The organism is Parabacteroides sp. AF17-3 (genome assembly GCF_003635445.1).
GTDB lineage: Bacteria > Bacteroidota > Bacteroidia > Bacteroidales > Tannerellaceae > Parabacteroides > Parabacteroides goldsteinii.
On the sequence record NZ_QTMM01000001.1, the window covers coordinates 240,507 to 258,370 of the forward strand.

At 46.1% G+C, this 17,864-nt stretch carries 17 protein-coding genes; 4 read left to right on the plus strand and 13 right to left on the minus strand.

Features of this window, described 5'->3' with window-relative positions:
• The first annotated feature begins 447 nt into the window (after positions 1–447).
• Positions 448–2,172 (plus strand): MG2 domain-containing protein, encoded by a 1,725-nt coding sequence (locus DWW91_RS00720; RefSeq protein WP_122326654.1) that lies wholly within the window; start codon positions 448–450, stop codon positions 2,170–2,172.
• A 175-nt stretch (positions 2,173–2,347) separates the two neighbouring features.
• Here DWW91_RS00720 and ychF read toward each other — a convergent pair whose 3' ends face one another.
• The 7 genes from ychF to polA form a co-directional block, all read right to left on the minus strand.
• A complete protein-coding gene (gene ychF / locus DWW91_RS00725; protein ID WP_048314875.1) occupies positions 2,348–3,451 on the minus strand; it encodes a redox-regulated ATPase YchF in 1,104 nt (367 codons plus the stop codon).
• A gap of 134 nt (positions 3,452–3,585) precedes the next feature.
• Positions 3,586–3,798 (minus strand): hypothetical protein, encoded by a 213-nt coding sequence (locus tag DWW91_RS00730; RefSeq protein ID WP_009860502.1) that lies wholly within the window; start codon positions 3,796–3,798, stop codon positions 3,586–3,588.
• A gap of 6 nt (positions 3,799–3,804) precedes the next feature.
• Positions 3,805–4,290 carry a DUF3990 domain-containing protein gene (locus tag DWW91_RS00735; protein ID WP_046145836.1) on the minus strand — a complete coding sequence of 162 codons (486 nt, stop codon included), beginning with the start codon at positions 4,288–4,290 and terminating at the stop codon, positions 3,805–3,807.
• Positions 4,287–4,523: a DUF3791 domain-containing protein gene (locus tag DWW91_RS00740; RefSeq protein WP_009860504.1), complete on the minus strand. Its 237-nt coding sequence runs from the start codon at positions 4,521–4,523 to the stop codon at positions 4,287–4,289. Before DWW91_RS00740 ends, DWW91_RS00735 begins: the two co-directional genes overlap by 4 nt.
• Positions 4,524–4,741: 218 nt before the next feature.
• Positions 4,742–5,761 carry a hypothetical protein gene (locus DWW91_RS00745; RefSeq protein ID WP_122326655.1) on the minus strand — a complete coding sequence of 340 codons (1,020 nt, stop codon included), beginning with the start codon at positions 5,759–5,761 and terminating at the stop codon, positions 4,742–4,744.
• 67 nt (positions 5,762–5,828) lie between these two features.
• On the minus strand, positions 5,829–6,185 hold the full coding sequence (locus DWW91_RS27515) for a hypothetical protein (protein WP_129697236.1): 357 nt from the start codon (positions 6,183–6,185) through the stop codon (positions 5,829–5,831).
• A gap of 44 nt (positions 6,186–6,229) precedes the next feature.
• On the minus strand, positions 6,230–9,016 hold the full coding sequence (polA, locus tag DWW91_RS00755) for a DNA polymerase I (RefSeq protein ID WP_122326656.1): 2,787 nt from the start codon (positions 9,014–9,016) through the stop codon (positions 6,230–6,232).
• A 99-nt stretch (positions 9,017–9,115) separates the two neighbouring features.
• Here polA and DWW91_RS00760 point away from each other — a divergent pair, with 99 nt between their 5' ends.
• Complete coding sequence (locus DWW91_RS00760; protein ID WP_009860509.1) at positions 9,116–10,090, plus strand: polyprenyl synthetase family protein; 975 nt, start codon at positions 9,116–9,118, stop codon at positions 10,088–10,090.
• A 175-nt stretch (positions 10,091–10,265) separates the two neighbouring features.
• Here the strand turns inward: DWW91_RS00760 and deoC are convergent, their stop codons facing one another.
• The 5 genes from deoC to mnmG form a co-directional block, all read right to left on the minus strand.
• Positions 10,266–11,204, minus strand: a complete 939-nt coding sequence (gene deoC / locus DWW91_RS00765; RefSeq protein ID WP_046145833.1) for a deoxyribose-phosphate aldolase — start codon at positions 11,202–11,204, stop codon at positions 10,266–10,268.
• A 3-nt stretch (positions 11,205–11,207) separates the two neighbouring features.
• On the minus strand, positions 11,208–11,540 hold the full coding sequence (locus DWW91_RS00770) for a nucleotide pyrophosphohydrolase (protein ID WP_009860511.1): 333 nt from the start codon (positions 11,538–11,540) through the stop codon (positions 11,208–11,210).
• Position 11,541: 1 nt separating this feature from the next.
• Positions 11,542–11,994, minus strand: coding sequence for a D-aminoacyl-tRNA deacylase (gene dtd, locus DWW91_RS00775; protein ID WP_010801225.1), 453 nt, complete (start codon positions 11,992–11,994; stop codon positions 11,542–11,544).
• Positions 11,995–12,002: 8 nt separating this feature from the next.
• Positions 12,003–13,811, minus strand: a complete 1,809-nt coding sequence (uvrC, locus tag DWW91_RS00780; RefSeq protein WP_122326657.1) for an excinuclease ABC subunit UvrC — start codon at positions 13,809–13,811, stop codon at positions 12,003–12,005.
• Positions 13,812–13,894: 83 nt separating this feature from the next.
• Positions 13,895–15,772, minus strand: coding sequence for a tRNA uridine-5-carboxymethylaminomethyl(34) synthesis enzyme MnmG (gene mnmG / locus DWW91_RS00785; RefSeq protein ID WP_048314865.1), 1,878 nt, complete (start codon positions 15,770–15,772; stop codon positions 13,895–13,897).
• Positions 15,773–15,987: 215 nt separating this feature from the next.
• Here mnmG and DWW91_RS00790 point away from each other — a divergent pair, with 215 nt between their 5' ends.
• Positions 15,988–16,647 carry an outer membrane beta-barrel protein gene (locus tag DWW91_RS00790; protein WP_010801228.1) on the plus strand — a complete coding sequence of 220 codons (660 nt, stop codon included), beginning with the start codon at positions 15,988–15,990 and terminating at the stop codon, positions 16,645–16,647.
• Positions 16,648–16,659: 12 nt separating this feature from the next.
• Positions 16,660–17,082, plus strand: a complete 423-nt coding sequence (locus DWW91_RS00795; RefSeq protein WP_122326658.1) for a hypothetical protein — start codon at positions 16,660–16,662, stop codon at positions 17,080–17,082.
• Between the two features lie 23 nt (positions 17,083–17,105).
• Here the strand turns inward: DWW91_RS00795 and DWW91_RS00800 are convergent, their stop codons facing one another.
• Positions 17,106–17,861: a LytTR family DNA-binding domain-containing protein gene (locus DWW91_RS00800; RefSeq protein WP_122326659.1), complete on the minus strand. Its 756-nt coding sequence runs from the start codon at positions 17,859–17,861 to the stop codon at positions 17,106–17,108.
• Between the last annotated feature and the right edge of the window lie 3 nt (positions 17,862–17,864).

The following is a 17,864-nucleotide window of genomic DNA, read 5'->3' on the forward strand; positions in this document are numbered from 1 at the left end:
TCATCCTTCACAGCTGTAATGTGTTGTATTATAGTTTTTTGTGGTGAAGTCTGCCTTTCCCGATTATTTTTATGCTCAGAAGAAAAAAACTTCCGAATGAGTAGGCATCCGTTCCGGAACGGATAGTTATCCACCGGGCAACCGATGCCTATCCGTTTGGGAGACCGTACGCTTTCGAATAATTCACATAGTAGTCCTACCATTAATCACACTATTGTGCTAGCTATACTGACACAGTAGTGTGATTAATGGTAGGATTACTATGCTATAAGGTACCGCCCGATAGTGTATAGGGGATCATTTGTATTACAACGTAATATAATCGGTGAAGGGTGAAAGTAAATATATAAAACCCCATTGTAGGAGAGCGTTTTTCATAAAAAAAGACATTTTTGTTTGGTTTTATAAGGAATATATCATAAATTATATGCGTAAAAAAGATACCTTATGAGAAAAGTAATGTTTTATTTAGTCCTGTCGCTTTCGTGTCTGGCACTAAGTGCTCAGAAGGTAACCCGTGACAGCTCGCTTTGTGCACGACGAACGGCAGAGATTGTTGCCGAGAAGTTACAAACCCAGTTGGCCTTGTTTCCGCAAGAAAAGCTTTACCTGCATTTGGACAAACAGGTGTATGCACCGGGCGAGCAGGTCCGGTTCAGAGCCTATCTGGTGGATGCCGCTTCGCATCGGCCAGTGACGAAGAGTGGTTATGTATATGTGGAATTGGCTGACCGGGAAGAACGGGTGGTGAGCCTGGCGAAGGTGCGTGCCGATTCGTTACATCTGTTCCATGGTTATTTGTTGCTTCCTAAAACGTTGGAGGCGGGTAGTTATCGGGTGCAAGGGTACACGGATTATATGAGGAATACGGGGAATAAAGAGTACCTGTTCCGGCAGACGATTCAGGTGTTGGCAGAAGCATGCCCGATTGCAGAGCAAGAAACGGTACTTTTGGAGCAAGAAAACTATGTTTTGCAGGTGAAAGAAGTATCGGATAAGATCGCTATAGAGGTGACACAATCGGATCATGTAGCCTATCCTACCGATTCTTTGTATCTGTTGTTGCATACGCGGGGTGAACTGCTTTTTTTGACAAGCTGGAAACCGGGGCAGGAACTGCTTTGTTTGGATAAGGATCGTTTGCCTGCCGGTGTTTCCCAATTGCTTTTGTTGGATGGAAGGAATCGCTTGCTTAGTGAACGGTTACTTGTCATGAGACAACCTGAGAAGGAACAGATAAAGGTCGAAGCCGAACGGCATGGGGAACGGATGACGTTGCATTTCTTTTTAGTGGATAGTACGCTGATTGCTTCAGATAATTACGTTTCCATAGCGGTAGTGGCGGGCAAGAAGAAGGTTGCAGGTTCTTCAGGTATCTATTCAAATATGTTGTTCACTTCTGATTTGTTGGAAGGGGAGGTGCCTGAGGATGGCCTGTCGGTGATGCGTCAATCTTGGAAGAGGTATGACATGGAAGCTGTATTGAATAACCGCTATGTCGTTCCTTCTATTCCTTATGAGTCGGCTTTGTCGGAAGCTGACGATTGGCAGGTAACAACCAGGTTGGATGAAGATGGAAAGCAAAAGGTTTCTTCCGAAAAAGGATTTTCCCGTTATCAACACTATTGTTCCTCTTCTCTTTCTAAGAAGGATATAGAAAAAAGGAAAGCAACGACTACAGATGAGTTGTTGGTTCGTTTGCCGGGAATGAGTAAATATCGGAACTTTTATCGGGCTTTGTCGGGCGGGACAACGCCTAAGGGGGATGGTTGTATGGTGGTTTTCAATGATGAGTTGATGCAACCTTATTTTGATATCAATCAGATAGAACCTTCTGCTATTACCTTTATGGGGGTTATTTCCGGTCCTAAGATGGCCATGTTTGGAAGAGAAGGTTCACCGATTGTGGATAGGAATAATTTGACAATAACACCACAACATGCGTTGGTGATTTCTACCCGTTCTGTGGATGATTCATCTGAAAAACGTGTAGAGCTATCGGAGGTTAAAGGAAGGGATAAAGATACGATCTTCTATTGGAATCCGGCGGTAAAGTTGGAAAAGGAGTTTTCCATATCGTTCGACATGCCCTCATCTCACTCAAACTATCGGGTTGTGTTGGAAGGGATACTGGAAGATGGACGGGTTGTTTGTGTGGATGCCTATTGCTGATTATTTTATGATGGAACCACGTTTGAAAGATAAGTATTGTGAATACACGTTACCCATCGGATTCCATTCTTATTGGGAGACAGGAAAAGGAGAGGTGACGATAGGCGATAAGTAGTAATGTTGTGAAGGTGAAAATAGCGGTGCCATCGTGTGACTGGTACCGCTATTTTATTTTTTACACGTTGAATCGGAAGTGCATGATATCTCCATCCTGTACGACATATTCCTTGCCTTCCACGCTCATCTTGCCGGCTTCTTTCACGGCGGTTTCCGAGCCGTAGTGGATATAGTCGTCGTATTTGATTACTTCGGCACGGATGAAACCTTTCTCGAAGTCGGTATGGATCACACCGGCACATTGCGGGGCTTTCCAGCCTTTCAGGAACGTCCAGGCACGGCATTCGTCGGGACCGGCGGTCAGGAAGGTTTGCAGGTTCAGCAAGCGGTAGGCCGATTTGATGAGGCGGTTCACGCCCGACTCTTCCAGCCCGATCTCTTGGAGGAACATCTGGCGTTCTTCATACGTTTCGAACTCGGCGATTTCGCTTTCGATCTTGGCGGCCACCACCAGGATCTGCGCATCTTCGTCTTTGACGGCTTCGCGTACGGCTTCGACATATTTATTGCCGCTGACAGCACTCGCTTCGTCGACGTTGCAGATGTACATGACCGGTTTGCTGGTCAGCAGGAAGAGGTCGTGGGCGATCTTCTGCTCGTCTTTGGTCTCGAAGGTGACCGTACGCGCGCTTCTACCCTGTTCCAAGGCTTCTTTGTATTTGACTAATACTTCGTAGGCTTGCTTGGCTTGTTTGTCGCCGCCTGTCTGGGCCTGTTTCTGCACTTTGGCGATGCGACTTTCGATGGTTTCGAGGTCTTTGATTTGGAGTTCGGCGTCGATGATTTCTTTATCGCGCACAGGGTCTACCTTGCCATCTACATGCACGATGTTGTCGTCGTCGAAGCAGCGCAAGACATGGAGAATTGCATCGGTTTCGCGGATATTGGCCAAGAATTTGTTACCCAGCCCTTCGCCCTTGCTGGCACCTTTCACCAGGCCGGCGATGTCGACGATTTCGACGGTTGTCGGGATCACTCGTTGCGGATGTTCAATTTCCGCCAGTTTGTTCAGACGCTCGTCGGGAACGGTAATTACACCAACGTTCGGTTCGATCGTACAGAACGGGAAGTTTGCTGATTGTGCTTTTGCATTTGATAAGCAGTTAAAAAGGGTAGACTTCCCAACGTTCGGAAGACCTACGATGCCACATTGTAATGCCATAAATTAGTATGTTGTTTTTATTATCTATTCGTATTGTTTCATCTCGGAAGCTGCCGTCCGGCAGACTTTTTCAGCGGGCAAAGATAACCATTCTTTCTTGTATATGTGCAATTTTCATTTATTGAAGAGGTTATTCATAGTTTCCCGTAGATTTCCAACTTGAGTTCGTCTATCAGATACAAATCGCTTCGGCAATGTAAATCGGCTTCTCCATCCTGCAATAATTGAAATGTAAGGGAATGGAAAAATAAATCCATAGCTTTTGCGTAAGGTATTTTCATTTGCTCTGCGAACCCTTTGATGATTCGTGCATATTTCAATAGCTTTAATGTTCCGACTGCATCCATAACTTTTTATATCAAATCGATTGCTTCTTTAAATACCAGATATTGCTCCAGGATAGCATCATTCAATATGCAAATCTGATGGTTAGGCTTTTCATATTTCAACCTGTCCAATGCAATGTCTTTACTCATATATCCTGAAAAATAAGCATCCAATGTGGCAAACACATTATCATTCGCCACACCTCCGATTATTACATCGTATTGTAGATAAATAGTTTCTCCCTTCCGGCAAGCGAATATAAAATCCAGCCATTCTTCATCATAGGCAGTAAATGTTTTTACCTTGAAGCCGGAGGACTTTAAAAGATTTTCATCCAGTTCGTATACATTGAGTATAGCTGCTTTTCGGGCTCTTAGAAAACGTTTGCTCCAACGTTCTGCCTGCTCGCGGATAGGGGTTATATAGAAGCCTTTACCAAAGTCTAACTTTTCCCGGGAGAAAGTGAGTTCCGGCCTCTCCACCCTGCAATATGAACCGTGATAAACAATCATAGGATCTGATTTTCTTTCATTAAGTTGATAATATCTTCCACTATATATTCCCGGCTTTGTGTGTGTAGTACATCATAAAACTCGACGATATAGTCTTGCAGAACCCGGTTTTGCATCATGAGGTCATATATTTCTGTTGCCGGTTTTTGCAGTTCTTCAGCAACGCACATCACACAAAAAACAGCAAATTCCATTTGCCGGGGTGTCATATTATTATATTCTGCATCGCTCATAGATTTTTGTTGTTAATTGGAGTTGGCAAAGATAACCATTCTTTCTTGTATATTCTTCAAGAACAGGGATTATCCTGGTTTTTACAGTTAATTTATGCTGCTGCGGGAGAAGGCCAGATGCCTGTGACCTGCGGTGTAGCGGGTGCCTTCTTTTTCGTAAAGGATTTTACGCAGCATTATTTTCCAGATGTAATCGTAGAGTGACATAATCGGTGGGTTTATAGGGTTGTTTTTAATTTGCTTAGGTACAAATGTTGTTCTTCTATGTCGTAAGAGACGGCATATAAATTTTCCTCACGGCTGTCTGTTACCAGGTAGACGACGGGGTTTTTTATCCGGAGGCAGGAGAGTAGCTTTCCGCTTTTGTCGAATACTAATATTCCGTTTTCTTTCATCTGTTTTTCCGACAGGTACTGGCTGAAGGCGTAGATATGTTCTTTTCCGGCTGTGATGCATCCGAATCCCTCGTGGTGAAGGTTGTCGAATTCGATGCGGTTGTTTACCCTTTGGTACAGGAAGTCGGATGTTTGCTTTTCCCATTGTTTGGTCAGGCGTTCGTTTTCGTAAGAATAGGAAGCGATATAACCGAAATAGGTGCTGGCGTATATGAACTGGTTGTCGTGCCGGGCCAGATGTCCCTGGAAATAGTCGAGGTATTCCTGGTATTGATATTCCGTGCCGGCAACGGGATAATTTCCGAAGAAGTTGATTTCTTTGCTTTGTTTGTCTTTGTCGAAAACACTGAGTAGTCCTTTGAGGTAAGGGCCGAGACCGACAAACAGTTTATCGCCTACCTTGAACGCTTCTTTGGGCGAGAATTTACTTAACCGCAGGCGGGTGAAATCGGCGATCGACATTTCTCCGCGGTCTATAGCGAGTTCGTAATAAACGTTGTTGGCCGGGTTCAGATATTCGAGCCGGGCCTGTAAATTCTTGTCGGGAGATATGACGATGGCGGTGTCTTTCTTCTTTAGCGTATACTGGTTCATTTCTTTGCCTGTAGTCTGGAAGATACGGATGGAGGAGGCATCCTGCTGGTTCAGCAGGCAGAGTAATGTATCGTTCAGCAGATGCAGGGGAGGAGCGAACAGGTCCGGAAGATCGGCCAATGCCTCTTCTTCGATTGAGATTTGTGGGACTGCGTATGGGTCGATCTTTTCTAATCTCACTTCCGGCCCTGAGCAACTGCCGGCCAGTAAACTTGCGAATAGAACAGATAAAATGTTTCTTTTAGTCATCTTTCTTTGATTTATTTCATATTACCGTATTATACTGATGCTGTTTCATGCACTATCCGTCTGTCTTTTAGTTTTTGAATTTCAGGATCATCAAGACCGGGTTATCTTCTTCCTTTAGGTTGGAGGCTATTTCTTTCAGTTTCTCGTCCGTTATCTGGTTATTGGCGTAGGCTTCTGCCAGGTCCATGGCATTCAGTTCGATCAGGCCGTAGCCGTAGGGGACAGCTGTAGTGTTGATGAACTTCGGGTCCATCTCGCGGTTGTTTATGGCACGGTTGCGATAGACCGGTTCGCACCATTTCGGCGATATCTTGCAACCAGACTTCTTTGGGTGGATAGTCCTTTGCGACGTCGACTGTGACCAGTTGTATGTTTTTATCGTTCGTTTGCTTACAGGAGCAAACGAACGATAATGCCAGGGCAAGAATGAGGTATTTCATATACTAGTATGTTTTATCAGACCTCTGTTTAATGTGCCTCCAGCCAGTTCTTCCCTTCACCGCAGTCGGCGATCAGGGGGACTTGGAGCTGGATGGCGTTTTCCATTTCTTCCAGAACGATCTGACGTACTTTTTCCTGCTCGTCTTGGCAGACGTTAAAGTTGAGTTCGTCGTGTACCTGAAGGATCATTTTGCTTTTCAGACCTTCTTCTTCGAAACGGTTGTAGATGCGTACCATCGCTACCTTGATGATGTCGGCGGCGCTACCCTGGATAGGGGCGTTGATCGCATTTCGTTCGGCATAACCGCGTACGATGGCGTTGTGCGAATTGATGTCCGGCAGGTAACGTTTGCGTTTGAATATCGTTTCGACATAGCCTTTTTCTTTTGCGATGCGGATACTCTCGTCCATGTAATCGCGGATACCCGGATAGCTTTTGAAATAACCTTCTATAAGCTCTTTGGATTCTGCCCGGGGAATGTTCAGCCGTTCGGCAAGTCCGAATATGGAGATGCCGTAGATGATCCCGAAATTGGCCGTTTTTGCCTTGCGGCGCATGTCGCCGGTCACTTCCTCTACCGGGATGCCATATATCTTGGCAGCGGTTGCGGAGTGGATATCGGCGCCGCTGCGGAAGGCTTCGATCATGTGCTCGTCCTGGCTCAGATGGGCCATGATGCGGAGTTCGATCTGCGAGTAGTCCGCCGAGAAGAAGGTGCAATCTTCGTTGTCGGGAATGAATGCTTTACGGATCTCACGTCCCAGTTCGTCGCGGATAGGGATATTCTGGAGATTCGGATTCGTCGAACTCAGGCGGCCGGTAGCCGTGACGGTCTGGTTGAACGAGGTGTGGACCTTGCCTGTTTCCGGATTAATCAGTTCGGGAAGGGCATCTATATAGGTACTCAACAGTTTTTTCAGTCCGCGATATTCCAGCAGCTTGCCTACCACCGGGTGTTTGGAACGCATTTTTTCCAGAATATCTTCGCTCGTACTGTAACTGCCTGTTTTTGTCTTTTTGGCTTTCTCTTCGATCTTGAGATGTTCGAAAAGGACTTCGCCCACCTGTTTGCTGGAATTGATATTGAATTTGACTCCTGCCAGTTCGTAAATCTCTTTTTCCAGATTGTTGAGTGCGGCGGTCAGTTCTTCCGATGACTGCTTCAACGCAACCGTGTCGAGCTTGACGCCTGTCACCTCCATTTCTACCAATACATATATTAAAGGCATTTCGATGTCGAAGAAGAGAGACTCGATACCGGCTTTCTTCAATTCGGGGGCAAAGAAGTTTTTGAGCTTGAGGGTGACGTCGGCATCTTCGGCGGCGTACTCGGCGATCTGGGCGAGAGGTACGTCGCGCATGCAAAGCTGGTTTTTCCCTTTCGGACCGATCAGCTGCGAGATGGGGACAGGTTTATATTTGAGATACGTTTCCGCCAGGTAGTCCATCCCGTGACGAAGTTCCGGGTTCAGCAGGTAGTGGGCGATCATCGTGTCGAATAACGGACCGGCCACGCGGACTCCATACTTGCGGAGGACGATAATATCGAATTTGATGTTTTGTCCGATTTTCTGTGATTTGCGATTTTGGAGGGCAGGGGAGAAGTGGGCGACAACTTTCGTAGCTTCTTCCTTGTCGGCCGGAACCGGGACGTACCAGGCTTCGTTTTCCTTCACCGCGAACGACATTCCGACTAATCCGGCAGTAAGCGGGTCAATGCCATCTGTTTCCGTGTCAAAAGCGAAAAAATCCTGATCTGCTAAAAAACGGCCTAATTTAGCCATTTCTTCTTCAGTATCAACGGTTTTATATACATGAAGGATCGTTTTTAAGTTCGCGAGAGTCGAATATTTTGGAACACTCGGCTCCTCGGTCGCAAATAAGTCAAAGAGATTGCCTTGAACAGGGCCTTTCGCTACTACCTTCTGCGGGGCGGGGGCGGACTTTTTCTCTTCGCCTGTCATTTTGTTAATAAATGTTCTGAATTCTAATTCCGTGTAAATCTCGGTCAGACGGGTTTCGTTCGGTTTTTCACGGACGCATTTCGCGGCATCGAACTGGATGGGGACGTCCGTCTTGATCGTTGCCAGGAATTTGGAGAAACGGATTTGTTCGGCATTCTCCGTCACTCTCTTCTGGAGGGCACCTTTCAGCTTGTCGGTATTCTCCAACAGATTTTCGATCGAGCCATATTCCTCGAGAAGTTTCTGCGCCGTCTTCTCTCCGACACCCGGGCAGCCGGGAATGTTATCGGAACTGTCACCCATCAGACCCAGCAGGTCGATCACCTGGTCGACCGAAGTCAGCGAGTATTTATTCAGGACTTCTTTGACGCCCATTACCTCGTAGTCGCCTCCGAACTTGGGGCGGTACATAAATATATGTTCGGATACCAGCTGGCCGTAGTCTTTGTCGGGTGTCATCATATAAACTTCGAATCCCTCTTTCTCGGCCTGCTTCGATACGGTGCCGATCACATCGTCTGCTTCAAAGCGGGGGACTTCCAGTATAGGGATATTGTATGCTTCTATAATATCCTTTATAATAGGAACGGATTGCCGGATCACTTCTGGGGTTTCTTCCCGCTGTGCCTTGTATAACTCGTAGGCTTCGTGACGGAAGGTCGGGCCTTTCGGGTCGAAAGCCACGGCGATATGCGTCGGGTTCTCGCGTTTCAGAACGTCTTCCAGACTGTTGATAAAACCGAAAATGGCAGAAGTGTTCATGCCTTTCGAGTTGATACGCGGATTTTTAAGAAATGCGTAGTACGACCGATAGATCAGTGCATACGCGTCTATGAGGAATAGCTTCATCTCTTTTAACACGTTTTAGGGTGACAATAGACGGTAAATGTACGAAAAAACTCGCTTACTCAATACTTTTTGTTACTTTTGCGAATCTTTGGATAGATTATGAATGATAGAAAGAAAATAGAACAACCGGTTGCGGAAGAGTTTAAACGCTTTAACGATGAGTTTGCGGATTCACTTCGTAGTGAGACGCATAGGTTGCAATCAGCTATCGACCAGCTCTTGCATGCCAGTGGCAAACATGTCCGCCCGTTACTGGTACTTCTCACAGCAAAAGCTTGTGGAAAAGTAACCGACCATACGATCAATTCGGCCGTTTTCCTTGAATTGTTGCATACGGCTACCCTGATACATGATGATGTTATCGACGAGACGAAACAGCGTAGGGGAGTCCCTTCGCTGAATGCTATTTTCGATAACCGCATTTCGGTGTTGGTAGGTGATTATGTCCTTTCCACCGCATTGATTCGTTCTATTCAAACAGGCAATTTGCAAATCATAAATATCGTATCCAACCTCGGACGTGACCTATCGGAGGGTGAGATCAAGCAGCTCGAAACGGCCGAAGAGAGTATCCTCGACGAGGCTTGCTATATGCAGGTGATTAAGAAAAAGACGGCTACGCTGCTTTCTTCCTGCACGGAGATCGGTGCTATTTCGGCGGATGCTCCGCAGGAACTGGTGCTTAAATGCCGTAAGTTCGGAGAGTATCTGGGGTATTGTTTCCAGATCAAGGATGATATTTTCGACTACTTCAAAGAAATGAATATCGGCAAACCGACCGGTAACGATATACGTGAGGGAAAGGTGACGCTGCCTTTGCTGCATGCACTTGAAAGTGGCAGGAGAGAAGAGGTGGAGTCTTTCTTGAAAGTGATTAATGAAAAGGATTTCTCATCCGGGAATATTGATGCTTTGATCGAGTTTGCCAAGGCGAACGGCGGTATTGAATATGCAGAAATGCGTATGAAAGAGTATCACGACAAAGCAGTGGAGGTGCTTATGCAGCTTCCGGAATCGGATGCCCGCGAAGGTTTGCTGGCGTTGGCCGATTATATTATGGAACGGCAGAAGTAATAGCTTCCAAGTTTGTTGGTTGTATCTGATATCTTAGAAAGGGGACGCGGATTACGCAGACGGGCGCAGATGAACACAGACTTTTTGTTTTTGAACAATAATTATCTGCGTTTCTTTGCGCCCGTCTGCGTAATCCGCGTCCCTTTTTTCTAAGATCGCTTTTCCGGAGATGAATTTATATCCCCAGGCGGTGCTCAATATCTTCAACCAGGCTGCTGGCACCGATACGGAACAGTTCCTTGTTCAGCCAGTCGTTGCCCAGTACTTCTTTGACGATTGTATAGTATTTGACACCATCTTCGGCAGTGCGTACACCTCCCGATACTTTTATACCGATCTGCTTTCCTGTGATGGAATGGTACTTTTTGATCACTTTACACATCGTATAGACGGCTTCCGGGGTTGCACCGGGGTAACCTTTGCCTGTGGATGTTTTAATGAAATCTGCGCCTGAATACAGGGCTAAGATAGCAGCTTTCCGGATATTCTCCGGAGTGACCAGGGCACCGGTTTCGAGAATCACTTTCAGTTTGCTTTCGCGGCAGCTTTCTTTGATCTCCTGTATCTCTTCGGTCAATTCTTCATAGTTATCTTCCATGAAATAACCGAGGTTCATCACTACGTCTATCTCGTCGGCTCCCGTCATGACTGCCATGGCTGTTTCTGCAATCTTCACTTCGATGAATGTCTGTGAGGAGGGGAACCCGGCAGCTACCGAGGCGATCTTTACTTCCTGTGCCGTCAATGCCTGCTTGACTGTTTCCACGAATAGGGGATAGGTGCAGATGGCAGCGACATTCGGAACGTCGGGGCGGGTACCTTCGAAATCATTTACCCGGTCTACCAGTTTCCAGATACTTTCTTTTGTGTCGATGCTGGTCAGCGAAGTCAGGTCGATGCATCCGTGGATTTGTTTCAGGACTTCGGGAGTGAAGTTCTCTTTTTCGTGTTTCTCCAGAATGGATGCGACGTGCTTTCCTACTATTTCTTCCGTTCCGGCCGGGTCGAATTTGGCGAACGCTTCATGGTATTTGTCCATGTGTTCGTGTTCATGATCGTGATGATGTTCATGATCATGGTCGTGACCGCAGCTGCAATTGTGTTCGTGTGCCATAAATTATAATTTATTGTTGTTTATATGTCGTTCTTTGTCCCGGCTGGTTTTCTTCTGCATATTCTTTTCGAATGCTGCGGTCAGGTCCACGCCGGTCTGGTTTGCCAGGCAGATCAATACCCATAGCACATCGGCCATTTCATCGCCCAGATCGCGGTTTTTATCGCTTTCTTTGAACGATTGTTCGCCGTAGGTGCGTGCCATGATCCGCGCCAGTTCGCCAACTTCTTCGGTCAGGATCGTCATATTGGTAAGCTCGTTGAAGTAGCGTACGCCATACGTTTTGATCCACTGGTCCACTTTCTCCTGGGCTTGTTGCAAGGTAATATCAGCCATCTTATTCTTTATTTTGCGAGTCGATCAGGATAGTGACCGGCCCGTCATTCAGTAACTCTATTTTCATATCTGCGCCAAACTCTCCGGTGGCGACATTCTTGCCGATTTGCAGTCCCATTTCGGCACAGAATGATTCATACATCGGGATGGCAAAGTCCGGTTTGGAGGCATGGATGTAGGAGGGGCGGTTTCCCTTCTTTGTAGAGGCATGTAAAGTGAATTGGCTAACCACCATTACCTCGCCGCCCGTATCGATTACAGAGCGGTTCATAACCCCGTTTTCATCGTCGAAAATGCGCAGGTTGGCAATCTTCTTGCACAACCATTCAATGTCCTCCTGTGTGTCGCGGTCCTCGATACCGACCAATACCAGCATCCCGTTTCCTATATTGGATTTGAGTTGTCCGTCGATTGTAACGGAGCAATGCTGTACACGCTGTATAACTGTTCTCATTTGTATGTTTACTTTAAACCATTTATTAATGCTTTTGTTTTAGCTTCCCCGATCAATTCCTTCAATTCATCGAAGCTGGCTTCCCGTATTCTCTTTACGCTCTTATAATGACGCAAAAGTAATACTTTAGTCTTTTCTCCGATTCCATTGATGCTGTCCAGTTCGGAGCGGGTCTGGCTTTTGCTGCGCTTGTCCTTGTGGAAAGTGATGGCAAAGCGGTGCACTTCGTCCTGTATCTGTGTAAAGAAACGGAACATCTGGCTTTGTATCGGCATACCGACCGTAACGGGAGGGAAGCCGAAAAGAAGTTCGGAGGTCCGGTGCTTTCCGTCTTTCGCCAGTCCGGCTATCGGTATGTCGAGATGGAGTTCGTCTTGTATGACTTCCCGGACAACTTCCATTTGCCCCTTTCCACCGTCGGTAAGGATCAGGTCGGGCAGGGGAGAACCTTCGTTTACTGCTCTCTGGTAACGGCGGCGTACCACCTCTTTCATGGATGCGTAATCATCGGGGCCGACCACCGTCTTGATAATGTATTTGCGGTAGTCTTTCTTTGATGGTTTCGCCATTTTGAAGACAACGCAGGCTGCCACGGCATCGCTTCCCTGTATGTTTGAGTTGTCGAAACATTCGATATGTATCGGTAATTTGGGCAGGTGCAAAGCGTCCTGTACTTCTTTCAGAATACGTGTGCTTCGTTGTTCCGGGTTGAGTTTTTCCGCTTGCTTCAGTCGGTCTACCTTAAATTGCTTTACATTCATTTCAGACAGTTCCAGCAATTTCTTTTTATCGCCACGCTGTGGAACCGTAAAGGTCACATTACCTAATTCCATTTCCATTTCGAAAGGAACGATGATTTCGCGTGCCGTACTTTTAAAACGATCGCGCATTTCTACGATACCCAGGCTGAGCAGTTCTTCTTTGGTTTCGTCCAGCCGTTTTTTGTATTCAAAAGTATAAGCCTGTACGATCGCCCCGTTTCCAATATGCATGAAATTGATATAAGCCGACTTCTCATTCTCTGCAAAAGAGAATACATCTATATTATGAAGCATAGGCGTAACTACTGTCGATTTTGCGCGGTAGTTTTCTATTACTTCGTATTTCTCCTTTATTTTTTGAGCTTCTTCAAACTTCAGTTCTCCGGCCAAAACCTGCATCTCTTCATAGAGGTGTTTACTGATCTGGGAAATATTTCCGCGAAGGATTTCCTTTATTTCGGAAATGTTTTGCTGGTATTCTTCTATAGATTGCAAACCTACGCAAGGCCCTTTGCAACGTTTGATATGGTATTCCAGGCAGACCTCGTATTTCCCCGCTGCGATAGATTCCGGTGTCAATGGATATTTGCAGGTACGTAACGGGTAAAGTTCCTTCAGCATCTGAAGCATGACTTTGGCAGTGTATACGGACGGGTAGGGACCGTAATATTGTGAGCCATCCTTTACTATATTCCGGGTCTGAAATATGCGGGGAAAATATTCGTTCTTTACGGTAATCGAAGGATATGTTTTGTCATCCTTCAGCATGACGTTGTACCGGGGACGATACTGTTTGATCAGATTATTCTCGAGCAGCAAGGCATCCTCTTCTGTGTTGACAACAATGTATTTGATGTCGCGGATTTGCTTCACCAGTACACGTGTCTTATTGCTGTCGTGTTCCTTATTAAAATAGGAGGATACACGGCGCTTCAGGTTCTTTGCCTTGCCTACATAAATGATTGTTCCCTTGTCGTCGAAGTACTGGTAGCAACCAGGCTTGTCCGGCAAGATAGAAAGTATCATTTTTATATGTTTCTCCGTTTCTGGACTCATCTTGTTTAACTGTTTCTGTCCTATACCCAGTGTTTTAGCTTCTTTTACCTAAAGTAAATGTTTCACGTGGAACAATTCGCGTTTTATCTTCCGAGGAGTACCAGCAGAATATTTATATCGCTGGGGGAGATGCCTGGAATACGGCTTGCCTGCGCAATCGTATCCGGGTCGATCTTCGTGAGCTTTTGCCTTGCTTCGGTCGATAAAGATTGGATCGAATTGTAGTCGAATTTACCTTTGATGTGGATATTCTCCAGGCGGTTTATTTTCTCTGCGATGATCTGTTCGCGCCGGATATAACCGCTATACTTGATCAGGATTTCTGCTGCTTCGATAATCTCTTCTTTACGTGAAGCAGGAACCTTGTCCAACTCTGTGCGGAGTGCGGGGACGAGGGTGGCAACGCTTTCCAAAGTGAGTTGCGGACGAAGGATCAGGTCGATCAGTTTACAACCGTGAGCGAGTGGGGTAGTACCCAGCTTTTCCAATCCTTCGTTTATGTATTGCGACTTTACGGAATAGTTTTCTGCAAAGTTGATAATAGCATCCCTGTGTTCTTTTTTCTCTGTCAGCAGGTCGTAACGCTCTTGTTTAGCCAAACCTATTTTGTAGGCTTTTTCTGTCAGGCGCATATCGGCATCATCCTGGCGGAGCAGGATGCGATATTCGGCACGGGAGGTAAACATACGGTAAGGTTCGTCTACACCTTTCGTTACGAGGTCGTCAATAAGTACGCCGATATAGGCTTCATCGCGTCCTAGGATAAACGGTTCGCCTCCGTGGCAATTGATATGTGCGTTGATGCCGGCTATCAATCCTTGTCCGCCTGCCTCTTCGTAACCGGTCGTACCGTTAATTTGTCCGGCAAAGAACAGGTTACGGATTTGTTTTGTTTCCAGGTTATGATGCAATTGCGTCGGATCAAAGAAATCGTATTCGATTGCATATCCCGGGCGATAGATCTGAATATCTCTGAATGCAGGGATTGCTTGCAGCGCACGCAACTGGATGTCTAATGGGAGAGAGGAGGAGAAGCCGTTCAGGTAATACTCCTGTGTTGTTTCGCCTTCCGGTTCCAGGAACAGTTGATGCTGGGTTTTATCTGCAAATGTTACGATCTTTGTTTCGATGCTAGGACAATAGCGTGGGCCGATACTCTGAATTTGTCCGTTGTATAGGGGAGAGTCGGGGAGACCTTCACGCAAAATATCATGACATGCTTCGTTTGTGAAAGTCGTCCAGCAGCTAAGTTGTTTTAACGGGCGCGGCTGGAAATCGAGATAAGAGAATTTATGAAAGTCGTTCTCTCCCGGTTGTTCGCCCATTTCATCGAAGTGTATGCTGCGACCGTCGATACGTACAGGTGTTCCGGTCTTCATCCGTTCCGATTTTATTCCCAGAGAAACCAGTTGTTCCGTGAGCCCCGTTGCTGCCGGTTCCGAGATGCGTCCGCCACGTAATTGTGTACGTCCGATATGCATTAAGCCGTTCAGGAACGTTCCGTTTGTTAAGACTACGCTCTTTGCCCGGAATTCTACATCCATATTGGTTTTTACACCACAGACAGTATCTCCGTCCAGCATTATTTCGCGGACAGTATCCTGCCAGATGTATAAGTTCGGAAGGTTCTCCAGTATTCCCCGCCAGCAATCGATAAAGCGGGCACGGTCACTCTGGGCACGCGGGCTCCACATAGCCGGCCCTTTGCTCCGGTTCAGCATGCGAAATTGAATCGCAGTGCGGTCTGTTACAATCCCCATATAACCACCCAGCGCGTCTATTTCACGGACGATCTGTCCTTTGGCGATACCGCCTACGGCCGGATTGCAACTCATCTGTGCAATCTTATTCATGTCCATGGTGATAAGAAGCGTTTTAGAACCCAGGTTGGCGGCAGCTGCTGCGGCTTCACAGCCTGCATGGCCAGCACCTACCACGATCACATCGTAATTGAAAGTCATTGTCGTAATTCTCTTTGTTTCTTTTGCAAAGATAGTCATACTCCGCCTTTTAGCCACCATCCCAAAGGATATTTTGCTTATGCTTTGTTTCGTTAAAGATTCTACGGATGCAGATCTGTTGGTGGCTTTATCCTAAATATGTTTTTTATATGTTTCTATGCAGCTTTTAAATTCTATAGTCCATCATATATTAATATAAGTCTAAAAAGAATGTTATGAAAAAGTATTTGTTTTTATTGGGGCTGTTGATGTCAACCCTTTCGTTGTTTGCCCAGGAGGCGTCGGTCGGAAAATCGTTGTTTTCTGTCCATGCGGGTCCCTCCTGGTATTTGGGAAAGATGATCGGGATTACAAACAACTCCGATGCTTATCGCAGTGATTTGCGGAACGGGGTTTCCTGGGGTGTTAACTACTATTATCTGGGGGATAAATATATCTTCGATTCATTTAAACTGTCTCCCGGTCTCATTTATCAGGGTGGACAGTATAAAAACAGTCATGATGAAGGCTCCGATAAAATTCTGATGAACTACATTGCGCCACAAATCGCCCTGTTCTACGTCAAGCAGAAGTTTAATTTGTCTTTGTCGACGGGTTTGGGATACCAGCTTTACAAAGATAAAAGTTTGGTGTACGATAAACCGCGGAATGTGTCGATGAACAAGCTCGCTTATAACTTATCCGCAGGCGGTGAATATCTCTTTTCCCAACATATAGGAATCTCTGCAAAGGTGAATTGGATCGTTACCTCTTCGGACAGTTATTCCGTCAAATACCATGGTCAGAAATGGCAGGTCGAGTCACCTGAATTGAATGGCGGTGGCGGCTGTTTTTCTCAATTATCGTTGTTGTTCGGTATGAATTTTCATTTTTAATTAGACACCATTATGAAACATATATTATTTATCTGTTTGCTTTTTTTCTGTATAGCCTGTGAAGAGAATAAATCGGTTGATCCCACTCTTATGCCTGAGGCTACTGCGACCGGTGCGAATACATTCGGTTGCCTGGTTGACGGTTGGGTATCTGTAAGTGGCCGCTGGGGGTTACCGGTTGCTGAATTTACCCAGCTGGAAGATAGTACCAGTATGACGGTTTCGGCACAAATCGGCTTCGATTCTTACCTTCGCTTTTCAATACCCAATCCCAAACAGGGAGAAACGCTTCCGTACACGAATGTCTCTTTTGATAACCAAAAAATCGGAGATGGAAAAGTCCACATTACCCGGATGTCTGACGGGATATTCAGCGGGACTTTTGAGGGAGACCGTATTACAGAAGGACGCTTCGACCTGAAATATAAAGAGTGAACGGGAATCCGGGCCGCTACGGCTTACAACTGCTTTAAAACTTCCATCACATAATTCCGTCGTTGACGGGAAATGCTGATGGAAGAACCATCCTTCATGCGGATATATCCCCCATCGCTTTTAATGAAACTTTTTATTTCTTCCAGATTGATCAGATGTGATTGATGAACACGGAGGAAATTGTAAGGTGTCAGCAAGTCGTCAAATTCTTTTAATGTTTTTGATACGATCAGCTTCTCTCCCGATTTAAGATAAAAAGTGGTATAGTTGCTTTCCGATTCGCAACGGACGATAGAGCCGATTTCAACAAATTCAATTTTGTCGGCGACTGACAGGGCTATTTTCTTTTGTTTATCCAGTGCCCGCTTATTTTGTAGAAGGTTTTGCATCCGCTTGTTTTCCTGTTTTCGTAAGACGACCTGGACGGCTTTATCTACAGCATGTGTCAGTTCTTCCGGGTCAATAGGCTTCAGTAAATAGTCGAGTGCGCTGAAGCGGATAGCCTGGATCGCATAGCTGTCGTAAGCCGTTACAAAGATCACTTCAAAAGGAATATCCGGCAGACTTTCCAGGAGGGAGAAACCGGTATCGTCGCCCAGCCGGATATCCAGAAAAAGGATATCCGGTTTAGCTTCGGGCAGGACGGTACGAGCTTCCGTGACTGAACTGCAAATAGCCGATATTTTGATTTGCGGACAATAGGTGCCGAGCATGCGGAGCAGGTTTTCCTGGTTCCCCTGCTCGTCATCAACAATTGCTGCGGTTATTTTTGTCTCCATATT

Coding starts and splice junctions, on each gene's coding strand:
- DWW91_RS00740 (WP_009860504.1), bottom strand. CDS start 4,523: ATGAGCGATGCAGAATATAATAATATGACACCCCGGCAAATGGAATTT.
- polA (WP_122326656.1), bottom strand. CDS start 9,016: ATGAAGCTATTCCTCATAGACGCGTATGCACTGATCTATCGGTCGTAC.
- DWW91_RS00760 (WP_009860509.1), top strand. CDS start 9,116: ATGAATGATAGAAAGAAAATAGAACAACCGGTTGCGGAAGAGTTTAAA.
- mnmG (WP_048314865.1), bottom strand. CDS start 15,772: ATGACTTTCAATTACGATGTGATCGTGGTAGGTGCTGGCCATGCAGGC.
- dtd (WP_010801225.1), bottom strand. CDS start 11,994: ATGAGAACAGTTATACAGCGTGTACAGCATTGCTCCGTTACAATCGAC.
- ychF (WP_048314875.1), bottom strand. CDS start 3,451: ATGGCATTACAATGTGGCATCGTAGGTCTTCCGAACGTTGGGAAGTCT.
- DWW91_RS00790 (WP_010801228.1), top strand. CDS start 15,988: ATGAAAAAGTATTTGTTTTTATTGGGGCTGTTGATGTCAACCCTTTCG.
- DWW91_RS00800 (WP_122326659.1), bottom strand. CDS start 17,861: ATGGAGACAAAAATAACCGCAGCAATTGTTGATGACGAGCAGGGGAAC.
- DWW91_RS00735 (WP_046145836.1), bottom strand. CDS start 4,290: ATGATTGTTTATCACGGTTCATATTGCAGGGTGGAGAGGCCGGAACTC.
- DWW91_RS00745 (WP_122326655.1), bottom strand. CDS start 5,761: ATGACTAAAAGAAACATTTTATCTGTTCTATTCGCAAGTTTACTGGCC.
- DWW91_RS00795 (WP_122326658.1), top strand. CDS start 16,660: ATGAAACATATATTATTTATCTGTTTGCTTTTTTTCTGTATAGCCTGT.
- uvrC (WP_122326657.1), bottom strand. CDS start 13,811: ATGAGTCCAGAAACGGAGAAACATATAAAAATGATACTTTCTATCTTG.
- DWW91_RS00720 (WP_122326654.1), top strand. CDS start 448: ATGAGAAAAGTAATGTTTTATTTAGTCCTGTCGCTTTCGTGTCTGGCA.
- DWW91_RS00770 (WP_009860511.1), bottom strand. CDS start 11,540: ATGGCTGATATTACCTTGCAACAAGCCCAGGAGAAAGTGGACCAGTGG.
- deoC (WP_046145833.1), bottom strand. CDS start 11,204: ATGGCACACGAACACAATTGCAGCTGCGGTCACGACCATGATCATGAA.
- DWW91_RS00730 (WP_009860502.1), bottom strand. CDS start 3,798: ATGGATGCAGTCGGAACATTAAAGCTATTGAAATATGCACGAATCATC.